Genomic DNA, 15,160 nt, shown 5'->3' on the forward strand with positions numbered 1-15,160 from the left:
TTATTTTTAAAGTAAAGCAAATCAAAAGCTTAGTGTAAATGTCAAATTTTTTTTCAAAAAATACTTGTGTAATCGAAAAAAGGTCTTAAATTTGCATCCGCAATACGGAACAAGTATCGCGGTTCTTTTTAACGATTGAAAATGCGAAAATAGCTCAGTTGGTAGAGCGCGACCTTGCCAAGGTCGAGGTCGCGGGTTCGAGCCCCGTTTTTCGCTCGAAATCACATCATGCTCGGATGGTGAAATTGGTAGACACGCTGGACTTAAAATCCAGTGAACAGCAATGTTCGTGCGGGTTCAAGTCCCGCTCTGAGTACAAAGAAAGCTTCAAACTAATGTTTGGAGCTTTTTTTTGTAAATATTTTAAGTAAAATTTTTTTTGATTTATTTTTTATGTATTTTCGTGTTAATTATTAACCAATTAAAAATAATAAAAAATGAAAAAAATGTTTACTCGTTTGTCTGTAGTTTTTGCAGCTGCTGTTTTGTTAACATCTTGTTACTCTTATACTAGTGTTGTGGGTAATGGGGCTCAAGGGCAACAAAAAGTTACAAAATGGAATCACTATGTTATTGGTGGTTTAGCACCAGTAGGAGTTTCAGATTCTAAGGCTATGGCTGGAGATGCTAAAGACTACAATGTTCATACAAGACATTCTTTTGTGAATATGTTAGTAGGTGGTTTGACTTTTGGTCTTTACTCACCAACAACAACGACTGTAACTAAATAAAAAAAAATAGGTTTAGTTTAAAAGGTTGTTCTTTTGAACAACCTTTTTTTTGTTTAATAAGGAAAAATATGGGAACTTTTGTTATTAGTAAAAGATTTAGCGGAGATTATAAATTTGAGTTTACTTCTAGAAAAGGGAAAACTATTTTTACCAGTAATGCTTATGAATTAAGAATGGATTGTGAAGCAGATGCGGAGTATTTGCGATCTGTGCTAGAAAATTGCTCTTATGTAAAATTTAAAACGTCTAAGGGGAAGTTTTTCTTTAGAGTTGTAGTTGATGGTAGGGTTGTGGCTGTAAGTCGAAAATACAGTACAGAACTGATGGTTCAGAAAGGAATTGATGAAATAGTGAAATATGGATCTAAAGCAGAAATTTTAGACTTTGCTAACAACGATTTTGAGTTTATGGATTAAACTGTTTGGTTGTTTTTAAATTAGAATTTGTTTGTTGAGTATAGGTCAAAAAAAAGCCGTCACAATGTGAACGGCTTATTTTTTACTGTAATTTAAAAATTACTCAGCAGCTGGAGCTTCTTCAACAGCAGTTGTGTCAGTAGTTGTAGTAGTTGAATCAACAACTACAGCAGTAGTATCAACAACTACAGCAGTAGTATCAACAGCTACTTCTTCAGCAGGAGCTTCAGCTTTTTTACAAGAAACAACAGTTAAAACAGCAACAACAGCTAAACTTAAAAATACTTTTTTCATCTTACTTTATTATAAAAGGTTAATTATTAATTCGAGGCAAAGATATAAAATTTTTGATATGTAAAATATTTTTTCATTTTTTTTTTAAAATATTATTCGATTATATTTTCTGACCAAAAGCTAAAGTTTTATAATAAAAATAGTATGGACTTAAATTAACTTGTTTTAAAAAAGTTTAAAAAGCATATTATTTTTATCAATTTTTTAATGAATTGACTGTGAGTGTATTGTGGTTTTTTTAATCAATTTGATGGCCTTGTTTGTGAATTATCAAATTGGAAAGATAGTTTTTTAAGAATACAATTTTTTTAAACTACGTTTTTTGCGATTCAATTAGTATGCTTTTATTTTATGAATTTAGTATAAAAAAGTAAATTTAAAATCAGCAATAGTTATTTTTTAAGATCTTTTTACTTAATTAATATTTAGATTTTTGATAAAATTAAACTTGTAGCTCCTTTATTTTTATTTACGAAGGTATTACAAATTACGCCTTTTTTCTTACGAAAATTTTCATCAGTAATTAGTTTTTCAAAAATAGCTGTTAGTTCTTTGCCATTTGTTATGCTAATACAACCTTCTAAATTAACTAAAGCAATTGCTTCTGCAAAATTAGAAAAGTTGGGGCCTATAATTATTGGAACACCAAAAGTAGCTGGTTCTAATGTATTATGAAGGCCTGCGTTGCCAAAACCACCGCCTACATAAGCGATATCTGCATAACTGTATATCTTTGTTAAGATTCCAATGGTGTCAATAATAAAAATGTCAAAATCAGCTAAGTTTTTAGATTCTTTCTCACTAAATAGCACTGTTTTCTTGTGTATGCTGTTTTTTAATTGTTGAATTTGCTCGTTTTTAATGTTATGTGGAGCGATGATGAATTTTACATTTTTAGTATTCGAATTGATGAAATCTACTAGAAATTCTTCGTCTTTTGGCCATGAACTACCAATGACAACAGTTAAGGAGTTGTTTTTAAATTCGGAAATAAAATCCAAACGATTGTCTTTTTCTAAAATAGCGGCTACCCGATCAAAGCGCGTATCGCCAGAAACACTAACATTCGTTTTTTCTAATTGAAGCAACAGTTTTTTAGAGGCTTCATTTTGAACAAAGAAATGGGTAAAAGTATTTAATGCATTTCTGTAAAATTGACCATACCATTTAAAGAATACTTGATTTTCTCTAAAAATTCCAGAAATTAAATAAGTAGGGGTGTTTAATTTTTTAAGTGCATTAAGGTAGTTTGGCCAATATTCGTATTTAATAAAAAAAGCCATTTCAGGATGAACAAGTTTGATGAATTTTTTGGCATTCTTTTTGGTATCCATCGGTAAGTACACCGTTGCATCTGCTACTATATTGTTTTTTCGGACTTCATAACCTGAAGGGGAAAAGAAAGTCAATACAATTTTATGTGAGGGATATTTTTCTTTTATTTTTTCAATCACAGGAAGACCTTGTTCGTATTCGCCTAGAGAAGCGGAATGAAACCAAATGGTTTTATCGTTTGTGTTTATTTTTTGTACAAGGGTGTTGAAAACGGTTTTTCTTCCAGAAACAAACAGTTTCATTTTTGGATTGAAAAGTGCGATAATTTTCAAGAAAAAATCGGCAATTGTAATGAAGAAATTATATAGAAAAAGCATTCGGATATTTTTTGCGGCTAAAATACATTTTCTTTGGCTTAAAATCGTTGGTTTGAAATCAATAATGTCTATTTTTGTTTCCCTTTTGTGAAAGTTGAATTTTTACATCAAAAGTATAAACCAAGGCTTTCTAACTATTAATAAAGTTGAGATGAAGAAAATTCAAATGGTTGACTTAAAGAGTCAATATGATAAAATTGCGACTGTGGTAAACACTTCTATTCAGGAAGTTTTGGATACCAATACTTATATCAATGGACCTCAAGTACACCAATTTCAAAAGTCATTGGAAGATTATTTGGGTGTAAAACACGTAATTCCTTGTGCTAATGGAACGGATGCTTTGCAAATTGCCATGATGGGATTAGGATTACAGCCAGGAGATGAGGTAATTACTGCCGATTTTACTTTTGCAGCTACAGTTGAGGTAATTGCGTTATTGCAATTAACACCAGTTTTAGTAGATGTTGATGTGGATACAATGAATATTTCTTTAGAAAGAATCAAAGCGGCTATTACTCCAAAAACTAAGGCAATTGTTCCTGTTCATTTATTTGGTCGTGCGGCTAATATGGATGAAATTATGGCTTTGGCTACTGAACATAATTTATATGTTATTGAAGATAATGCCCAAGCTATTGGTGCCGATTTTATTTCGGCTTCGGGTACAAAGTCTAAAGTTGGAACGATTGGTCACGTAGGGGCAACTTCTTTTTTCCCGTCTAAAAATTTAGGCTGTTATGGAGATGGTGGAGCTATTTTTACCAATGATGATGCTTTAGCGCATACCATTCGCGGAATTGTAAACCACGGAATGTATGAGCGTTATCACCATGATGTAGTAGGAGTGAATTCAAGATTAGACAGTATTCAGGCAGCCGTTTTAAATGCTAAATTACCGTTGCTAAACGAATACAATACAGCACGTCGTATAGCGGCTGCTAAGTACAATACCGCTTTGGCAGGTCATGTTAATATTGTTACGCCTTCATTTGATAACAAAGAAAACAATCATGTTTTTCATCAATATACGTTACGAATTATTAATGCGGATAGAAACGGTTTGATGCAACATTTGTTAGCCAAAGGAATTCCTTGTGCTATTTATTACCCAATTCCGTTGCATTCTCAAAAAGCTTATGTTGATGTGCGTTACAAAGAAGAAGATTTTCCAGTAACGAATGAGTTAGTTCAGGAAGTAATTTCGTTGCCAATTCACACAGAATTAGATGATGAACAAATCCAGTTTATTACGGATAGTATTTTAGAATTTTTAAGCAAATAATTATGAAAAAGTATTTGATTTTAGGATTGATGTTGGTTTCATTGAGCAATTGGGCTCAAACTAACGTTGATTCTAAAGAAGAAACAGCAGTAGCTAACCGAGTGGAAGTATTTAGAAAAGCATTAATTGATCCCGAAACAAGTCAACTAAAAGAATTAACTTCAAAGGATTTAAGTTATGGACATTCTAGCGGTGTACTTCAAAATCAAGAAGTTTTTATCGAAAAATTGCTTAACAAAGAATCTGATTTTGTAACTATAGAATTCCAAAATCAAATCATTCAAGTTACTGGAGACGTTGCCATCGTAAGGCACAATCTGGCAGCACATACTAAAGATAGTGGTGTAGAAAAAGATATAAAAATCGGGAATGTATTGGTTTGGCAAAAACAAAAAGGTAAGTGGGTACTTATAGCCCGACAAGCTTTTAAATTGCCACAATAAGAAAAGCTATACTATGTGAAAATCCCAAATTATCGAAATTGATAGTTTGGGATTTTTTGTTTTAAAGTATTAGTTGTAAATTCGTTAGAAATTAAATGCGGTGATTATGAATGCTAAAGGGAAAAAATCAAAAATAGATAAAGCCGAAGAACCGGCCGTTAATTATGATGTTTCTAAACCAAAACAACAAGGCATAGATCATGCAACATTTGATTTTGATGCTGAATTTAAAAAAGGGTATACACCTGAACAGGCAAAAGCAGAGTCAATAAGACGTATTAGAGAATGGTGGGGAAAGTAAAAGTAATTATTACTCCAAAAGTTATTGATTATCTGGATGATTTAGTTCGAATATTGTATAAAGAAGAATATTTTGGATTTATAGAATCGGCAGAAGATTATGTGTCAAATATTTATGATGCTATTCCAGACAGTATTAAATTAAATATTCATAAGCTGACTCCGAAATCGCTTCATTATCAGGGTTCCAATTATGTTTTTTATAAATCCAATAAAAGAACGACGTGGTATATTTTCTTCGAAAAAAAGAATCATAATTATTTAGTTACCGGAATTATCAATAACCATTGCGAAGAAGCGAAATATTTATAAAAAATCTCAAATTACCAAGCTGATAATTTGAGATTTAGCTTTTAATTCTTAGCAGCTTCTTTTAATTTGTTAGCCGCTTTATCCATGTTTTCTGCACCTTTTTCAAGCAATTTTCCCGTTTTAGATTGTGTAGAATCGATGGCTGTTTCTACTTTTTGAGATACAGTATCCATTTTTTGTTCTACTTCATCTCCAACTGCTTTTCTAGCATCTTCAATTTTGTCTTTTGTCTTATCTTGGCAGGAAACCATTGCAACAGCCATAAAGGCTACTGCTAAAATTGTTTTTTTCATTTGGTGTAGTTATTAATGATTGATTTATGAATTTTGTCTCTCAAATATAAAAATAATCCTTGTAAATAAGGGAAAGAATTGTTATTACAATACTAATTCAGTATATAACTTTTCGAAAGTTTTATCTAAATCAATACTAAATCCGGAATGCGGTCTTGAGGTTTGAATGCTCGAACTTTTGATAGCTGTTAACCACCTAAAACGTTCGTCTTTTTCAAATTGAGCAATCGGTCCAGCATCTTTTTTGCCTTCGCAAATGGCTACAAATGAATCTAAATTGACTTTGAGTTGGTCTAAGTCAAATTCGCTACAAAATAAACTAATTTTAGCTGTAGGAATTTGATATTGAATACGTAAATATTTCTGGCGCTTGCAATAAAGCATCAAGCCTACATTTATGAATTCTTCGCGTTCTACTCTTGGTACTACACGAATGACAGCATAATCATATAAGTATTGTTCGTGCATCTTGAGCTTGTTTTAAAAATACATCAGCATTTTTCAAGCGTAAGCTTAAAAACTGAAAATAGATTGCTTTAATTTCGTCAGCAGTTATGGTTTGATCTTCCCATTGCAACCAATCTTCTGGGATTTGATTTGCCATTTCTTTTAGAATCGAATCATTTAATGTTGCAATACATTCCTGATGCGCTTCTTCTAATTTTGATGCCTTTGGTAATAAAACATGATCTTTAATTAATGCAAATGGAGTGATGGCTGATTTTTCCCAATTAACCCAGGAATGGTGAAAATAAAAAGAGGCTCCGTGATCGATTAACCAAAGTTCTTTTTTCCAAATTAAAAGGTTCGTATTTTTGAAAGTGCGATCCACATTGGTAATAAAAGCATCTAACCAAACGATTTTTGAAGCCAGTAAAGCCTCGCAATCATTTGCGGCAGCATCATACGTAATGGCTCCAGATAAATAGTGTAATCCTAAGTTTAAACCTTGGCTAAATTTTAATAAGTCCTGAATTTCTTCATCTGCTTCCGTTCTTCCAAAGGCTTCATCTAATTCTGCAAAAACTAATTCAGGAATGGGCAATCTCAATTGTTTGGCTATTTGACCACCTAAAAATTCAGCAATTAAAGCTTTTACTCCGTGACCTGCTCCTCTAAATTTTAATACATATTTAAAATCATCGTCGGCTTCTGCCAAAGCAGGTAAAGAACCACCTTCCCGAAGCGGAGTAATATATCGAGTGACGTTTACTGTTCGTAAATTTAAATTCATAAGAAGATATTCTTAAAAACAAAGATAACTAATACCGCTTGTTATTTTATAATAGCCTAATTTCTTTTTAAAACAAAAAATCCTCACCAACCTAAGTTTATGAGGATTCTGTATATAATTACTGAAATCTGAAATTTAAGCATTTGCAGTAGCTGCTTCTTTATTGATTTTTCCAATTAATCCAGCTAATACTTTTCCAGGACCTACTTCTGTAAACAAAGTTGCTCCATCGGCAATCATTTGTTGAACAGATTGTGTCCATTTTACTGGAGCAGTTAATTGGATAATTAGATTTTTTTTGATCTCGTCTGCAGACGAAACTGCGCTAGCCGTTACGTTTTGGTATACTGGACAAATTGGTGCTGAGAAAGTAGTTGCTTCAATTGCAGCTGCTAATTCTTCTCGAGCTGGTTCCATCATTGGTGAGTGAAAAGCACCACCAACAGGCAATAACAAAGCACGTTTTGCACCTGCTTCTTTCATTTTTTCGCAAGCTAATTCTACTGCTTTAAATTCACCTGAAATTACTAATTGTCCAGGACAGTTGTAATTTGCTGCTACAACAACTCCGTCAATAGAAGCGCAAACTTCTTCTACAATATTATCCGCTAATCCTAAAACGGCTGCCATAGTTGAAGGAGTGATTTCGCAGGCTTTTTGCATTGCTAAAGCTCTTTGAGAAACTAATTTTAATCCGTCTTCAAAAGACAAAACACCATTAGCAACTAAAGCTGAAAATTCTCCTAAAGAATGTCCAGCAACCATTTCTGGTTTGAAATCTTCTAAGGTTTTTGCTAAAATCACAGAGTGTAAAAATACTGCTGGCTGCGTTACTTTAGTTTCTTTTAATTCTTCGGCAGTTCCTTCAAACATGATATCTGTAATGCGGAAACCTAATATTTCGTTTGCTTTTTCGAATAATTCTTTAGCTAGAGGAGCGTTTTCATATAAATCTTTGCCCATTCCTGTAAACTGTGCTCCTTGACCTGGAAATACGTATGCCTTCATGTTTTTTAATTTAAAGATTAACCCTTCGACTGCGCTCAGGGTGACATTGTTTGAACGATTGAAAATTTACTCAATCGGGATGCAAAAATAGTATTTTTTTAGGATTTATCAGGAAAGATAAAAACGGCTAAACTTCAGTGTGAAATTTAGCCGTTTGTATGAAAAAAAATCAGTTGTTGAGATTCTTTATGCTTTGATTAGTTGTAGTTCAATGTTTAAACGAACTTCTTCGCCAACTAAAACACCGCCCGCTTCTAAAGCTGAGTTCCAGTTCAATCCCCAATCTTTACGGTTTATTTTACCAGAAATATTCAATCCTGCTTTAGTATTTCCCCAAGGATCTTTCATTAAACCACTGAATTCAGTTGCGAGTTTCACTGATTTTGTTACACCTCTCAAGCTCAAATCGCCCACTAGCTCATAATCATCACCATCTTTAGTGAAAGAAGTTCCTTTGAAAGTTAGTTTCGGATGATTTTCTACGTCAAAAAAATCGCCACTTTTTAAATGATCGTCTCTATCTGCATTATTTGTGTCAATTGAATTGATATCAGCTGAAAATTCTATACTAGCATTTTCGAAATTATCTTCATCTGTAATAATTGTTGCTTCATAAGGATTAAATTTTCCTGAAACGTTTGTAAACATCATGTGTTTTACTTTAAATCCAATTTCTGAATGTGTCGAGTCGATTGTCCATTTTGTAGTTGCCATAGTTTTTATTTTTTAAATTATTATTTCATTTGATAATAACAAATTTACGGTATCCATGTAAGTTTATCTCTTAACCTAGATTAAGAAATTAAAAAAACCAGATAATATCCTTCTACTATCTGGTTTCTAAATTTGGTTTTTTTATAATTATAATTTATCGCTATAAAACAAAATAGGGATTTTTTTCTGTACAAACTCCGATAACTTCAGCTTCAGTCTTTTTATGCTGAATTTCAAATTCATCACGAAATTCGTTAATCATTTGCATCAGATTCTTTTCAATTGTTCCACAAATTGTAGTCATTGGTGTATCTGTTGGTTTGTTTTCAAATGGATCTTGCAAGTGGATAGCCATTTTTTCGATAAGGAAAAATGCAGCTCCAATTGTGGTTACTAATGGAATTTGTAACCAACCTAATAAATCAGTTAATGAAAACGGCAATAAAATAATGAAAAGACAGAGTGTAAATCTCATATACATACTGTAAGTTGTGGGGAAAATGGTGTTTTTAATTCTTTCGCATTTTCCCATGTAATCACATAACCTTGTTAATGTGTTGTCTATTTCAACTTGCTGATAGGTGTTTATTTTGTCATTTTCATAGGCTTTTTTCAAATCTTTTGAATGAAGCATTAATATTGCATTGGGCACGTGTTTGTGCTTTTTTTACATATTGAAAATCATTTTCGTTTAGAATTTTTTTAATCGGTTTGTAAGGATCTTTTTCTCTAAGCGATTGACTTAGACTATAACACCAGGCTACTTGTCTTTTAGCAAAATTTTCTTTGAAATCATTAGCTTCTACCGAAAAGTCAGGATCTTTGTAAAAAGTAATCACTTGTCTCATTAAGGTTCTTGAATCGTTAACAATAGCTCCCCAAACTATTCGGGCTTCCCACCAGCGATCGTATGCCTGATTAGATTTGAAAGCAAGTAATAGCGAAATAATTGTTCCCACAATAGTAGGAATAGCAATAGGAATGTTAATCGCTTCATTATCATAGTAAGTATTAAATACTTCAAAAATTATAGCATATAATATTACTAGAAAAAGTTCTAATTTAATTTTTCCCAAAACATATTTCATTGGGATTTTCTTTTTTAACAGCATATTTTTCTTTTTATGTTTTCAACAATTGTTTTAGACTTTTATGAAATTTCTTCGTACAATGATAAAATTGGTAATCCGAAACTTTCAGTTGTATTTGCACTTTGTTTTTTAAGTTTAATCTTTTTAGGTTTTCTAGTTTCAATTAAAAGATTAATATTGTTTTTTGAGATGGCTTCGGCTAATAAAGACTGAATGTCTTCGGGGTTTTGGTCGTTAAAAATTTTAGCTTGGCTTACAATTTTAAATTTAAAATGAGTAGGAATTAAATCTTGTAAATCTTCCACTTGAAGTCTAGACATGGTTTGTTCTAAATACATTGCTTTAGTTAAGTCTTGCTCTTCAAAATTTGTGCTTAGGTGTAAAATTGGACATTTACTGTTGCTCAATATTTGTACAAATTGATTGTGAATTCTTTTTTGAGCATTTCTAAAAGAAGGAGTAAGGATGGTTAATTCAACATCTAGATGTTCTATTAAGTTCTTCATTAATGGTGCCGAAATTCCGTATTGATGATGAATTTTTAGACAGCAATTTTGAGAAATAGTAATTAATTCTCTACAATAGTCCAGTACATTTTTTTGCGAGACAGTCATTTCGCTTTTCATACTTCTTAAAAATGTTGCTGAAGAATCAGTATCTGGTATTTCGCTAACTAATGTCAAGAAGATAGTGCAGTTTTGACCGTTAGATTGTTGGATTGCTATTTTAATAGCGTTTATTGTATCTGATTCTAAATTGGAAGGTATTAATAGATTTTTCATGTGTATTATTTTAAGTATACACACAAAATAAGGGCTTGGACATTAGGTTGTTCTTTGATTAAAGTTAAAATTCCCTAAGAATTTAGATTAGAATCTCTAATGTTGGTTTTTTTCGAAAGTAATATTCACTACAGTTCCCTTTCCAGTTTCTGATTGAATTTGAAGTTCACCGTTGTGCATTCGGATGATTTTCATGGCTAAAGGTAGTCCTAGTCCATAACCATTATATTTAGAAGCAATTTTTCCTCTAAAGAAGGGTTCGTACAAATAAGGAATGTCTTCTGGAGGAATTCCAATTCCAATATCAGTAATGGCAATTTTAATTTTGGACTTATCAGCGGTAATGGTCACAAATACTTCGTCGTTGTCAGAATATTTTACACCATTAGAAATAATATTATTCAAGGCTAATTCTAACAGTGGTCGGTTGCAAGGAATGTTCAATAACGATTCATCTTCAGGAATTGACTTTAATTTAATATTCACGCGATTATCAGGAAGTAGCGTATCTATTGATGCTTTTACTTCTAAAAGGATTTCATCAATTCGAGCAATATCTAATACCTGTTTTGTTCCATCATAACCGGTTTGGGTTAATTTTAAAAGACTTTCGGTAAGATTTCCTAGTTTTGAAGCCTGTTTATTGATGTTTTCCATCGAATGAATGTATTCTTCTTTTTCTCGGTCTTTTAAGAGCATGATTTCAGTTTCGGCAATAATAGTAGTAATTGGCGTTTTTAGTTCATGCGAAGCATTGTTGATAAAGTTGGCTTGGATTTCAAAAGAAGTTTCTAATCGGTCCAGCATATCGTTGAAGGTTTTAGTAAGATCTGAAATTTCATCTTTTCCATTAGTATCGGCTAATCGGTTGTGGAGATTAGAGGCGCTAATTCGGTGTACTTCTTTTGTAATTTGTGCTATGGGATTGATTACTCTTCGAGCAAAAAAATGACCAAAGAAATAGGCTAGAATAAAAAAACCAATTCCTCCAAAGAGTAAAATTTGTAAAATGTAAATGGCACTGGTATTGCCACGACGATCTTTAGCCGTTACAATTACAATGTGTTTTTGTCCTTCATTATCAAAAATTTGGCCATAATAATAACGGTAATCCTCTTCAAACCAGCTGGATCCCTTTGTCATTATATCATTATAAAATTCGGGAGGAAGATTCAAATCAGTATTGTATTCAAAGGTGTTTTTCCCTTTTACTTTTAATACATATTCTTTTTCTTCGATGAGTTCTTCTAGTCCGTCTTTTTTAAATTCTTTAAAATAATTTTTTTTCTCTGGTGTGTTTTGAGAATAGGCTGATGAGGCAATCTTAGCTCTGTCTTGAAGTCTTTTTATAAAATAATATTCGTTGTTTTGTTTGAAAAGAGAAAAAATAACGATGCACAATAGCGAAGTGCTAAAACACGAAAGTGCAATATAAGTGATGGTTATTTTTTTTCTAATTTGCATAAATTATGATTTTATAATGTAGCCCAAACCTTTAATAGTGTGGATTAGTTTAGTTTCATAAGGTTTGTCTATTTTGTTTCTCAAATAATTGATGTACACATCAACTACATTTGTATTCATATCAAAATTGATGTCCCAAACATTGTCTAGAATTTTTTCTCTGGACAAAATAGTTTCGGCATTGCGAGCCAAATAATGTAATAATTTAAATTCTTTAGCAGTCAATTGAATGAGCTCTCCGTTTCTTTTTACTGATTTGGCTCTGCTGTCAATTTCTAAATCCTCAATTTGAATCAAGTCGTTTGGTTTGTGTTCTTGGTTTGACCTTCGGGCAAGAGCAGCTATTCTTGCTTCTAATTCAGAAAATTTAAATGGTTTTACTAAATAGTCATCGGCACCAGAATTCAATCCTGTAACAATATTTTCGGTTGTTCCTAAGGCAGTTAAAAGTAAAATAGGGACAAAGTTTTTAGCAGCTCTTAATCGTCTACAAATTTCGATTCCATTAATATCCGGAAGCATAATATCTAAAATGACAACATCAAAATTGTAATTCAAAATCATTTCTAATGCTGTTGTTCCGTCAAGAGCAACACTTACCTCATTGTTTTTTTCCGAAAGTCCTTTTCGTATAATGGATAGAAGGTTGGGTTCATCTTCAACAATGAGTAGTTTCATAAAATTATTTTTTATACTTCATCAAAAATATATATTGTCTTCTTAAAATTATGCAAAATTTGGTTTTATATTTTCATTTTGTGAATATTATAGTTTGAGGTCTTGTTTTGTAGATTATTATAAAAATGAATGAATACTTTTTATAAATGTTCAATTGTTTGTTTTCGTATTGTTTAAAATAAAAAAAGCGTCACAAAATGCAACGCTTTCAAATAGGGTTTGAATTATTTTTAAAGTTCAATTGATTGTGTAATTTCAAGCAAATCACTTTTTAGTTTTTCATTTGTAATTCCTTCATCACTTTTGAAATTATCATTGAAACTTGGCAATGAAAAACTTCCTTTAATCACTGCTCCCTGAAAAGGAAAACGATTTTTTGCAATCTCTAAAACTGTAAGTCCTCCTCTGGGTCCTGGAGAAGTAGATAGAATTAGGGTTTGTTTTTCCTGAAAAAATTTAGCATTGATTCGAGAAGTCCAGTCAAAAATATTCTTGAAAGCTGTTGAATAAGCTCCATTGTGTTCGGCAAGTGAAAGAACAATTAAATCAGCAGTTCCTAGTTTGTTATAAAAATTTTGAGCTAATTCTGGAATGCCATTTTTCAACTCTTTGTCTAAAGAAAAAATAGGCATTTCGTAATCATTTAAATCCAGTACTTCTACATCTGCATTTTCAAATAGTGACGCAGCATAAACTGCTAATTGTTTATTGATGGAATTTGTGCTTGATGAAGCTCCAAAAGCGATAATCTTTTTAGTCATTATTTTTAGTTTAAAAAGTAAGTCAAAGCTCCCGAAGGACACTTCTTTACAGTATCGATAATTTTTTCAGTTGTTGAATTTTCTGGTTTTATCCAAGGCTTTTCTTTGGGTTGAAATACCTGCGAATTATGACGAACACAATTAGCCGAATGAATGCATTTTGCTGATTGCCATACAATGGTAACTTCTCCATTTGTGTATTCCTTAGTTGTATCTTTTGGATCCATAATTACATTTGGGTTTTGATTGTTATTTTTCCTTTTAAGATTTTAGAAACCGGACATTTGTTAGCTATTTGTATCAGTTTTTCTTTTTGTTCTATGGTAACATCATTAGAAAAAGTAATTTGTCTCGAAAAAATGGTTTCAAATTCGCCGTCTAATTCTTGTTCAGCATTTACAGCAATATTGATTTCTGGAATATCCCAGCCTTTTCGGTCAATGTACATTCGCATAGTAGCCAGTGTGCAACTTGCTAACGAAGCTAAAAGTGCCGAATAGGGATCAGGCCCTAAATCTTTTCCTCCTATGCTTTCCGGTTCATCCATAATAAATTGACCATTTCGCCATGAAATAGTGCACAAGTATTTTTGAGTTCCAATAGTTCCAGTAATGTCTTTTTCTAGTATGTTTTTCATAATTGTTTTTATAATATATCGTTTAAGAATGATTACAAAACATCGCTAAACTCAGGAGTCTTATCAAAAACTTTTTTTGTAAATGGGCACAAAGGAAGAATTTTTATTTCTTTTTCCCTCGCAAATAAAACTGCTTTCTCAACCATTTTTTTACCAAAGTTTTTTCCGTTATGTCCTGGATTTACTTCGGTATGATCAATAATGATCCTGTGTGGTCCAGCGAAAACAAAGGTCATTTTTGCCTCAATTGCATCATCTACTTTTACGTAAAAATAACCTTTTTTTTCGTTGAATTCTAGTCCTATAATTTCCTTCATGATTGTTCTTTTTTAGTGAGTCATTGGAATTTCCATTAATAAAAATTTAGCATCGTTTGTAGCTTTGATGTCTAATGTTTTGAAATCAGTAATTCCTAAACCATCGCGAGTTTCTAATTCCTGACCATCAACAGTAATAGTTCCTGAAATTACAAAAATATAAATTCCGTTTCCTTCTTTTTTAATTTCATAAGTTTTAGAAAAATCTTTATCAAAGTCAGCCAAATGAAACCAAGCATCCTGATGAATCCAAACTCCAGCATCATCAGCATTTGGTGATAATATTTGAGCGAAATTATTTTTTTGTTCTGCTGTGTCTAACGTAATTTGTTGGTAACGAGGAGCTACATTTCTAGTTTTTGGAAACAACCAAATTTGGAATAATTTAGTTCTTTGATCTGCATTTGGGTTAAATTCACTGTGTTGAATTCCTGTTCCGGCACTCATTACCTGAACATCACCAGTTTTGATAGTAGCTGCATTTCCCATGCTGTCTTTGTGCGCTAAATCACCTTCAAGTGGAATAGTAATAATTTCCATATTGTCGTGAGGATGTGTTCCAAAACCCATTCCCGGAGCAACTGTATCATCATTCAATACGCGAAGTGTTCCAAATTGTACTCTATCTGGGTTGTACCAGCTTGCGAAACTAAAACTGTGGTAGGCATTTAACCATCCGTGATGTGCGTGTCCTCTTGTATCTGCTTTGTGTAAAACTGTAGTTGCCATGATATTTTTTGTTTTATTG

23 protein-coding genes and 2 tRNA genes are annotated in these 15,160 nt (G+C 32.1%); 8 read left to right on the forward strand and 17 right to left on the reverse strand.

Features of this window, described 5'->3' with window-relative positions; all coding sequences use genetic code 11:
* Positions 1-143: 143 nt before the first annotated feature.
* From AAGV33_RS04850 to AAGV33_RS04865, 4 genes are all read left to right on the forward strand, one after another.
* Positions 144-216, forward strand: a tRNA-Gly gene (locus tag AAGV33_RS04850).
* A 14-nt stretch (positions 217-230) separates the two neighbouring features.
* Positions 231-316: transfer RNA gene (locus AAGV33_RS04855), tRNA-Leu, on the forward strand.
* 121 nt (positions 317-437) lie between these two features.
* The gene (locus tag AAGV33_RS04860; RefSeq protein ID WP_373390821.1) at positions 438-731 is read left to right on the forward strand and encodes a Bor family protein; all 294 of its coding nucleotides are present in this window, start codon (positions 438-440) and stop codon (positions 729-731) included.
* A gap of 68 nt (positions 732-799) precedes the next feature.
* Positions 800-1,147 (forward strand): DUF1508 domain-containing protein, encoded by a 348-nt coding sequence (locus AAGV33_RS04865; protein ID WP_373390822.1) that lies wholly within the window; start codon positions 800-802, stop codon positions 1,145-1,147.
* Between the two features lie 99 nt (positions 1,148-1,246).
* Here the strand turns inward: AAGV33_RS04865 and AAGV33_RS04870 are convergent, their stop codons facing one another.
* Together AAGV33_RS04870 and AAGV33_RS04875 are read right to left on the reverse strand one after the other, a co-directional pair.
* On the reverse strand, positions 1,247-1,441 hold the full coding sequence (locus tag AAGV33_RS04870; protein WP_373390823.1) for a hypothetical protein: 195 nt from the start codon (positions 1,439-1,441) through the stop codon (positions 1,247-1,249).
* Between the two features lie 425 nt (positions 1,442-1,866).
* Positions 1,867-3,093, reverse strand: coding sequence for a 3-deoxy-D-manno-octulosonic acid transferase (locus tag AAGV33_RS04875; protein WP_373390824.1), 1,227 nt, complete (start codon positions 3,091-3,093; stop codon positions 1,867-1,869).
* Positions 3,094-3,244: 151 nt separating this feature from the next.
* On the opposite strand from AAGV33_RS04875, the gene AAGV33_RS04880 reads away from it, so the two are divergent.
* The 4 genes from AAGV33_RS04880 to AAGV33_RS04895 all read left to right on the forward strand — a co-directional run bounded on the left by AAGV33_RS04880 (position 3,245) and on the right by AAGV33_RS04895 (position 5,433).
* The gene (locus AAGV33_RS04880; protein WP_373390825.1) at positions 3,245-4,378 is read left to right on the forward strand and encodes a DegT/DnrJ/EryC1/StrS family aminotransferase; all 1,134 of its coding nucleotides are present in this window, start codon (positions 3,245-3,247) and stop codon (positions 4,376-4,378) included.
* 2 nt (positions 4,379-4,380) lie between these two features.
* On the forward strand, positions 4,381-4,821 hold the full coding sequence (locus AAGV33_RS04885) for a nuclear transport factor 2 family protein (RefSeq protein WP_373390826.1): 441 nt from the start codon (positions 4,381-4,383) through the stop codon (positions 4,819-4,821).
* A 106-nt stretch (positions 4,822-4,927) separates the two neighbouring features.
* A complete protein-coding gene (locus AAGV33_RS04890; RefSeq protein ID WP_373390827.1) occupies positions 4,928-5,122 on the forward strand; it encodes a hypothetical protein in 195 nt (64 codons plus the stop codon).
* A complete protein-coding gene (locus AAGV33_RS04895) occupies positions 5,107-5,433 on the forward strand; it encodes a hypothetical protein (RefSeq protein WP_373390828.1) in 327 nt (108 codons plus the stop codon). The genes AAGV33_RS04890 and AAGV33_RS04895 overlap by 16 nt, the downstream gene beginning before the upstream one ends.
* Before the next feature lie 41 nt (positions 5,434-5,474).
* Here AAGV33_RS04895 and AAGV33_RS04900 read toward each other — a convergent pair whose 3' ends face one another.
* From AAGV33_RS04900 to AAGV33_RS04970, 15 genes are all read right to left on the reverse strand, one after another.
* Positions 5,475-5,726: a hypothetical protein gene (locus tag AAGV33_RS04900; protein WP_373390829.1), complete on the reverse strand. Its 252-nt coding sequence runs from the start codon at positions 5,724-5,726 to the stop codon at positions 5,475-5,477.
* Positions 5,727-5,810: 84 nt separating this feature from the next.
* Positions 5,811-6,194, reverse strand: a complete 384-nt coding sequence (locus tag AAGV33_RS04905; protein WP_373390830.1) for a DUF3037 domain-containing protein — start codon at positions 6,192-6,194, stop codon at positions 5,811-5,813.
* Positions 6,172-6,960: a HipA family kinase gene (locus tag AAGV33_RS04910; protein ID WP_373390831.1), complete on the reverse strand. Its 789-nt coding sequence runs from the start codon at positions 6,958-6,960 to the stop codon at positions 6,172-6,174. The genes AAGV33_RS04905 and AAGV33_RS04910 overlap by 23 nt, the downstream gene beginning before the upstream one ends.
* Before the next feature lie 135 nt (positions 6,961-7,095).
* Positions 7,096-7,968 (reverse strand): ACP S-malonyltransferase, encoded by an 873-nt coding sequence (fabD, locus tag AAGV33_RS04915; RefSeq protein ID WP_373390832.1) that lies wholly within the window; start codon positions 7,966-7,968, stop codon positions 7,096-7,098.
* Between the two features lie 186 nt (positions 7,969-8,154).
* Positions 8,155-8,682, reverse strand: a complete 528-nt coding sequence (locus tag AAGV33_RS04920; RefSeq protein ID WP_373390833.1) for a YceI family protein — start codon at positions 8,680-8,682, stop codon at positions 8,155-8,157.
* A 160-nt stretch (positions 8,683-8,842) separates the two neighbouring features.
* The gene (locus tag AAGV33_RS04925; protein WP_373390834.1) at positions 8,843-9,316 is read right to left on the reverse strand and encodes a bestrophin family protein; all 474 of its coding nucleotides are present in this window, start codon (positions 9,314-9,316) and stop codon (positions 8,843-8,845) included.
* Entirely contained in the window at positions 9,282-9,770 is a 489-nt protein-coding gene (locus AAGV33_RS04930; RefSeq protein ID WP_373390835.1) for a bestrophin family protein, read from the reverse strand. Before AAGV33_RS04930 ends, AAGV33_RS04925 begins: the two co-directional genes overlap by 35 nt.
* A gap of 62 nt (positions 9,771-9,832) precedes the next feature.
* Positions 9,833-10,555, reverse strand: a complete 723-nt coding sequence (locus tag AAGV33_RS04935; RefSeq protein ID WP_373390836.1) for a hypothetical protein — start codon at positions 10,553-10,555, stop codon at positions 9,833-9,835.
* 96 nt (positions 10,556-10,651) lie between these two features.
* On the reverse strand, positions 10,652-12,019 hold the full coding sequence (locus AAGV33_RS04940) for a HAMP domain-containing sensor histidine kinase (protein WP_373390837.1): 1,368 nt from the start codon (positions 12,017-12,019) through the stop codon (positions 10,652-10,654).
* A gap of 3 nt (positions 12,020-12,022) precedes the next feature.
* A complete protein-coding gene (locus AAGV33_RS04945; protein WP_373390838.1) occupies positions 12,023-12,697 on the reverse strand; it encodes a response regulator transcription factor in 675 nt (224 codons plus the stop codon).
* A 230-nt stretch (positions 12,698-12,927) separates the two neighbouring features.
* Positions 12,928-13,458 carry an NADPH-dependent FMN reductase gene (locus AAGV33_RS04950; protein WP_373390839.1) on the reverse strand — a complete coding sequence of 177 codons (531 nt, stop codon included), beginning with the start codon at positions 13,456-13,458 and terminating at the stop codon, positions 12,928-12,930.
* 5 nt (positions 13,459-13,463) lie between these two features.
* Positions 13,464-13,685, reverse strand: a complete 222-nt coding sequence (locus AAGV33_RS04955; protein ID WP_373390840.1) for a (4Fe-4S)-binding protein — start codon at positions 13,683-13,685, stop codon at positions 13,464-13,466.
* A gap of 2 nt (positions 13,686-13,687) precedes the next feature.
* Complete coding sequence (locus AAGV33_RS04960; protein ID WP_373390841.1) at positions 13,688-14,095, reverse strand: OsmC family protein; 408 nt, start codon at positions 14,093-14,095, stop codon at positions 13,688-13,690.
* 32 nt (positions 14,096-14,127) lie between these two features.
* Positions 14,128-14,412: a GNAT family N-acetyltransferase gene (locus AAGV33_RS04965; protein ID WP_373390842.1), complete on the reverse strand. Its 285-nt coding sequence runs from the start codon at positions 14,410-14,412 to the stop codon at positions 14,128-14,130.
* 12 nt (positions 14,413-14,424) lie between these two features.
* On the reverse strand, positions 14,425-15,141 hold the full coding sequence (locus AAGV33_RS04970) for a pirin family protein (RefSeq protein ID WP_373390843.1): 717 nt from the start codon (positions 15,139-15,141) through the stop codon (positions 14,425-14,427).
* Positions 15,142-15,160: the final 19 nt, after the last annotated feature.

Origin of the sequence: Flavobacterium magnesitis, assembly GCF_041729735.1 — a bacterium.
In the GTDB taxonomy this organism is placed as follows: domain Bacteria; phylum Bacteroidota; class Bacteroidia; order Flavobacteriales; family Flavobacteriaceae; genus Flavobacterium; species Flavobacterium magnesitis.

Excerpts from the sequence above, each read along its gene's own strand:
- AAGV33_RS04860 (WP_373390821.1), top strand. The coding sequence starts at position 438 with ATGAAAAAAATGTTTACTCGTTTGTCTGTAGTTTTTGCAGCTGCTGTT.
- AAGV33_RS04865 (WP_373390822.1), top strand. The coding sequence starts at position 800 with ATGGGAACTTTTGTTATTAGTAAAAGATTTAGCGGAGATTATAAATTT.
- AAGV33_RS04870 (WP_373390823.1), bottom strand. The coding sequence starts at position 1,441 with ATGAAAAAAGTATTTTTAAGTTTAGCTGTTGTTGCTGTTTTAACTGTT.
- AAGV33_RS04875 (WP_373390824.1), bottom strand. The coding sequence starts at position 3,093 with ATGCTTTTTCTATATAATTTCTTCATTACAATTGCCGATTTTTTCTTG.
- AAGV33_RS04880 (WP_373390825.1), top strand. The coding sequence starts at position 3,245 with ATGAAGAAAATTCAAATGGTTGACTTAAAGAGTCAATATGATAAAATT.
- AAGV33_RS04885 (WP_373390826.1), top strand. The coding sequence starts at position 4,381 with ATGAAAAAGTATTTGATTTTAGGATTGATGTTGGTTTCATTGAGCAAT.
- AAGV33_RS04890 (WP_373390827.1), top strand. The coding sequence starts at position 4,928 with ATGAATGCTAAAGGGAAAAAATCAAAAATAGATAAAGCCGAAGAACCG.
- AAGV33_RS04895 (WP_373390828.1), top strand. The coding sequence starts at position 5,107 with ATGGTGGGGAAAGTAAAAGTAATTATTACTCCAAAAGTTATTGATTAT.
- AAGV33_RS04900 (WP_373390829.1), bottom strand. The coding sequence starts at position 5,726 with ATGAAAAAAACAATTTTAGCAGTAGCCTTTATGGCTGTTGCAATGGTT.
- AAGV33_RS04905 (WP_373390830.1), bottom strand. The coding sequence starts at position 6,194 with ATGCACGAACAATACTTATATGATTATGCTGTCATTCGTGTAGTACCA.
- AAGV33_RS04910 (WP_373390831.1), bottom strand. The coding sequence starts at position 6,960 with ATGAATTTAAATTTACGAACAGTAAACGTCACTCGATATATTACTCCG.
- fabD (WP_373390832.1), bottom strand. The coding sequence starts at position 7,968 with ATGAAGGCATACGTATTTCCAGGTCAAGGAGCACAGTTTACAGGAATG.
- AAGV33_RS04920 (WP_373390833.1), bottom strand. The coding sequence starts at position 8,682 with ATGGCAACTACAAAATGGACAATCGACTCGACACATTCAGAAATTGGA.
- AAGV33_RS04925 (WP_373390834.1), bottom strand. The coding sequence starts at position 9,316 with ATGCTTCATTCAAAAGATTTGAAAAAAGCCTATGAAAATGACAAAATA.
- AAGV33_RS04930 (WP_373390835.1), bottom strand. The coding sequence starts at position 9,770 with ATGAAATATGTTTTGGGAAAAATTAAATTAGAACTTTTTCTAGTAATA.
- AAGV33_RS04935 (WP_373390836.1), bottom strand. The coding sequence starts at position 10,555 with ATGAAAAATCTATTAATACCTTCCAATTTAGAATCAGATACAATAAAC.
- AAGV33_RS04940 (WP_373390837.1), bottom strand. The coding sequence starts at position 12,019 with ATGCAAATTAGAAAAAAAATAACCATCACTTATATTGCACTTTCGTGT.
- AAGV33_RS04945 (WP_373390838.1), bottom strand. The coding sequence starts at position 12,697 with ATGAAACTACTCATTGTTGAAGATGAACCCAACCTTCTATCCATTATA.
- AAGV33_RS04950 (WP_373390839.1), bottom strand. The coding sequence starts at position 13,458 with ATGACTAAAAAGATTATCGCTTTTGGAGCTTCATCAAGCACAAATTCC.
- AAGV33_RS04955 (WP_373390840.1), bottom strand. The coding sequence starts at position 13,685 with ATGGATCCAAAAGATACAACTAAGGAATACACAAATGGAGAAGTTACC.
- AAGV33_RS04960 (WP_373390841.1), bottom strand. The coding sequence starts at position 14,095 with ATGAAAAACATACTAGAAAAAGACATTACTGGAACTATTGGAACTCAA.
- AAGV33_RS04965 (WP_373390842.1), bottom strand. The coding sequence starts at position 14,412 with ATGAAGGAAATTATAGGACTAGAATTCAACGAAAAAAAAGGTTATTTT.
- AAGV33_RS04970 (WP_373390843.1), bottom strand. The coding sequence starts at position 15,141 with ATGGCAACTACAGTTTTACACAAAGCAGATACAAGAGGACACGCACAT.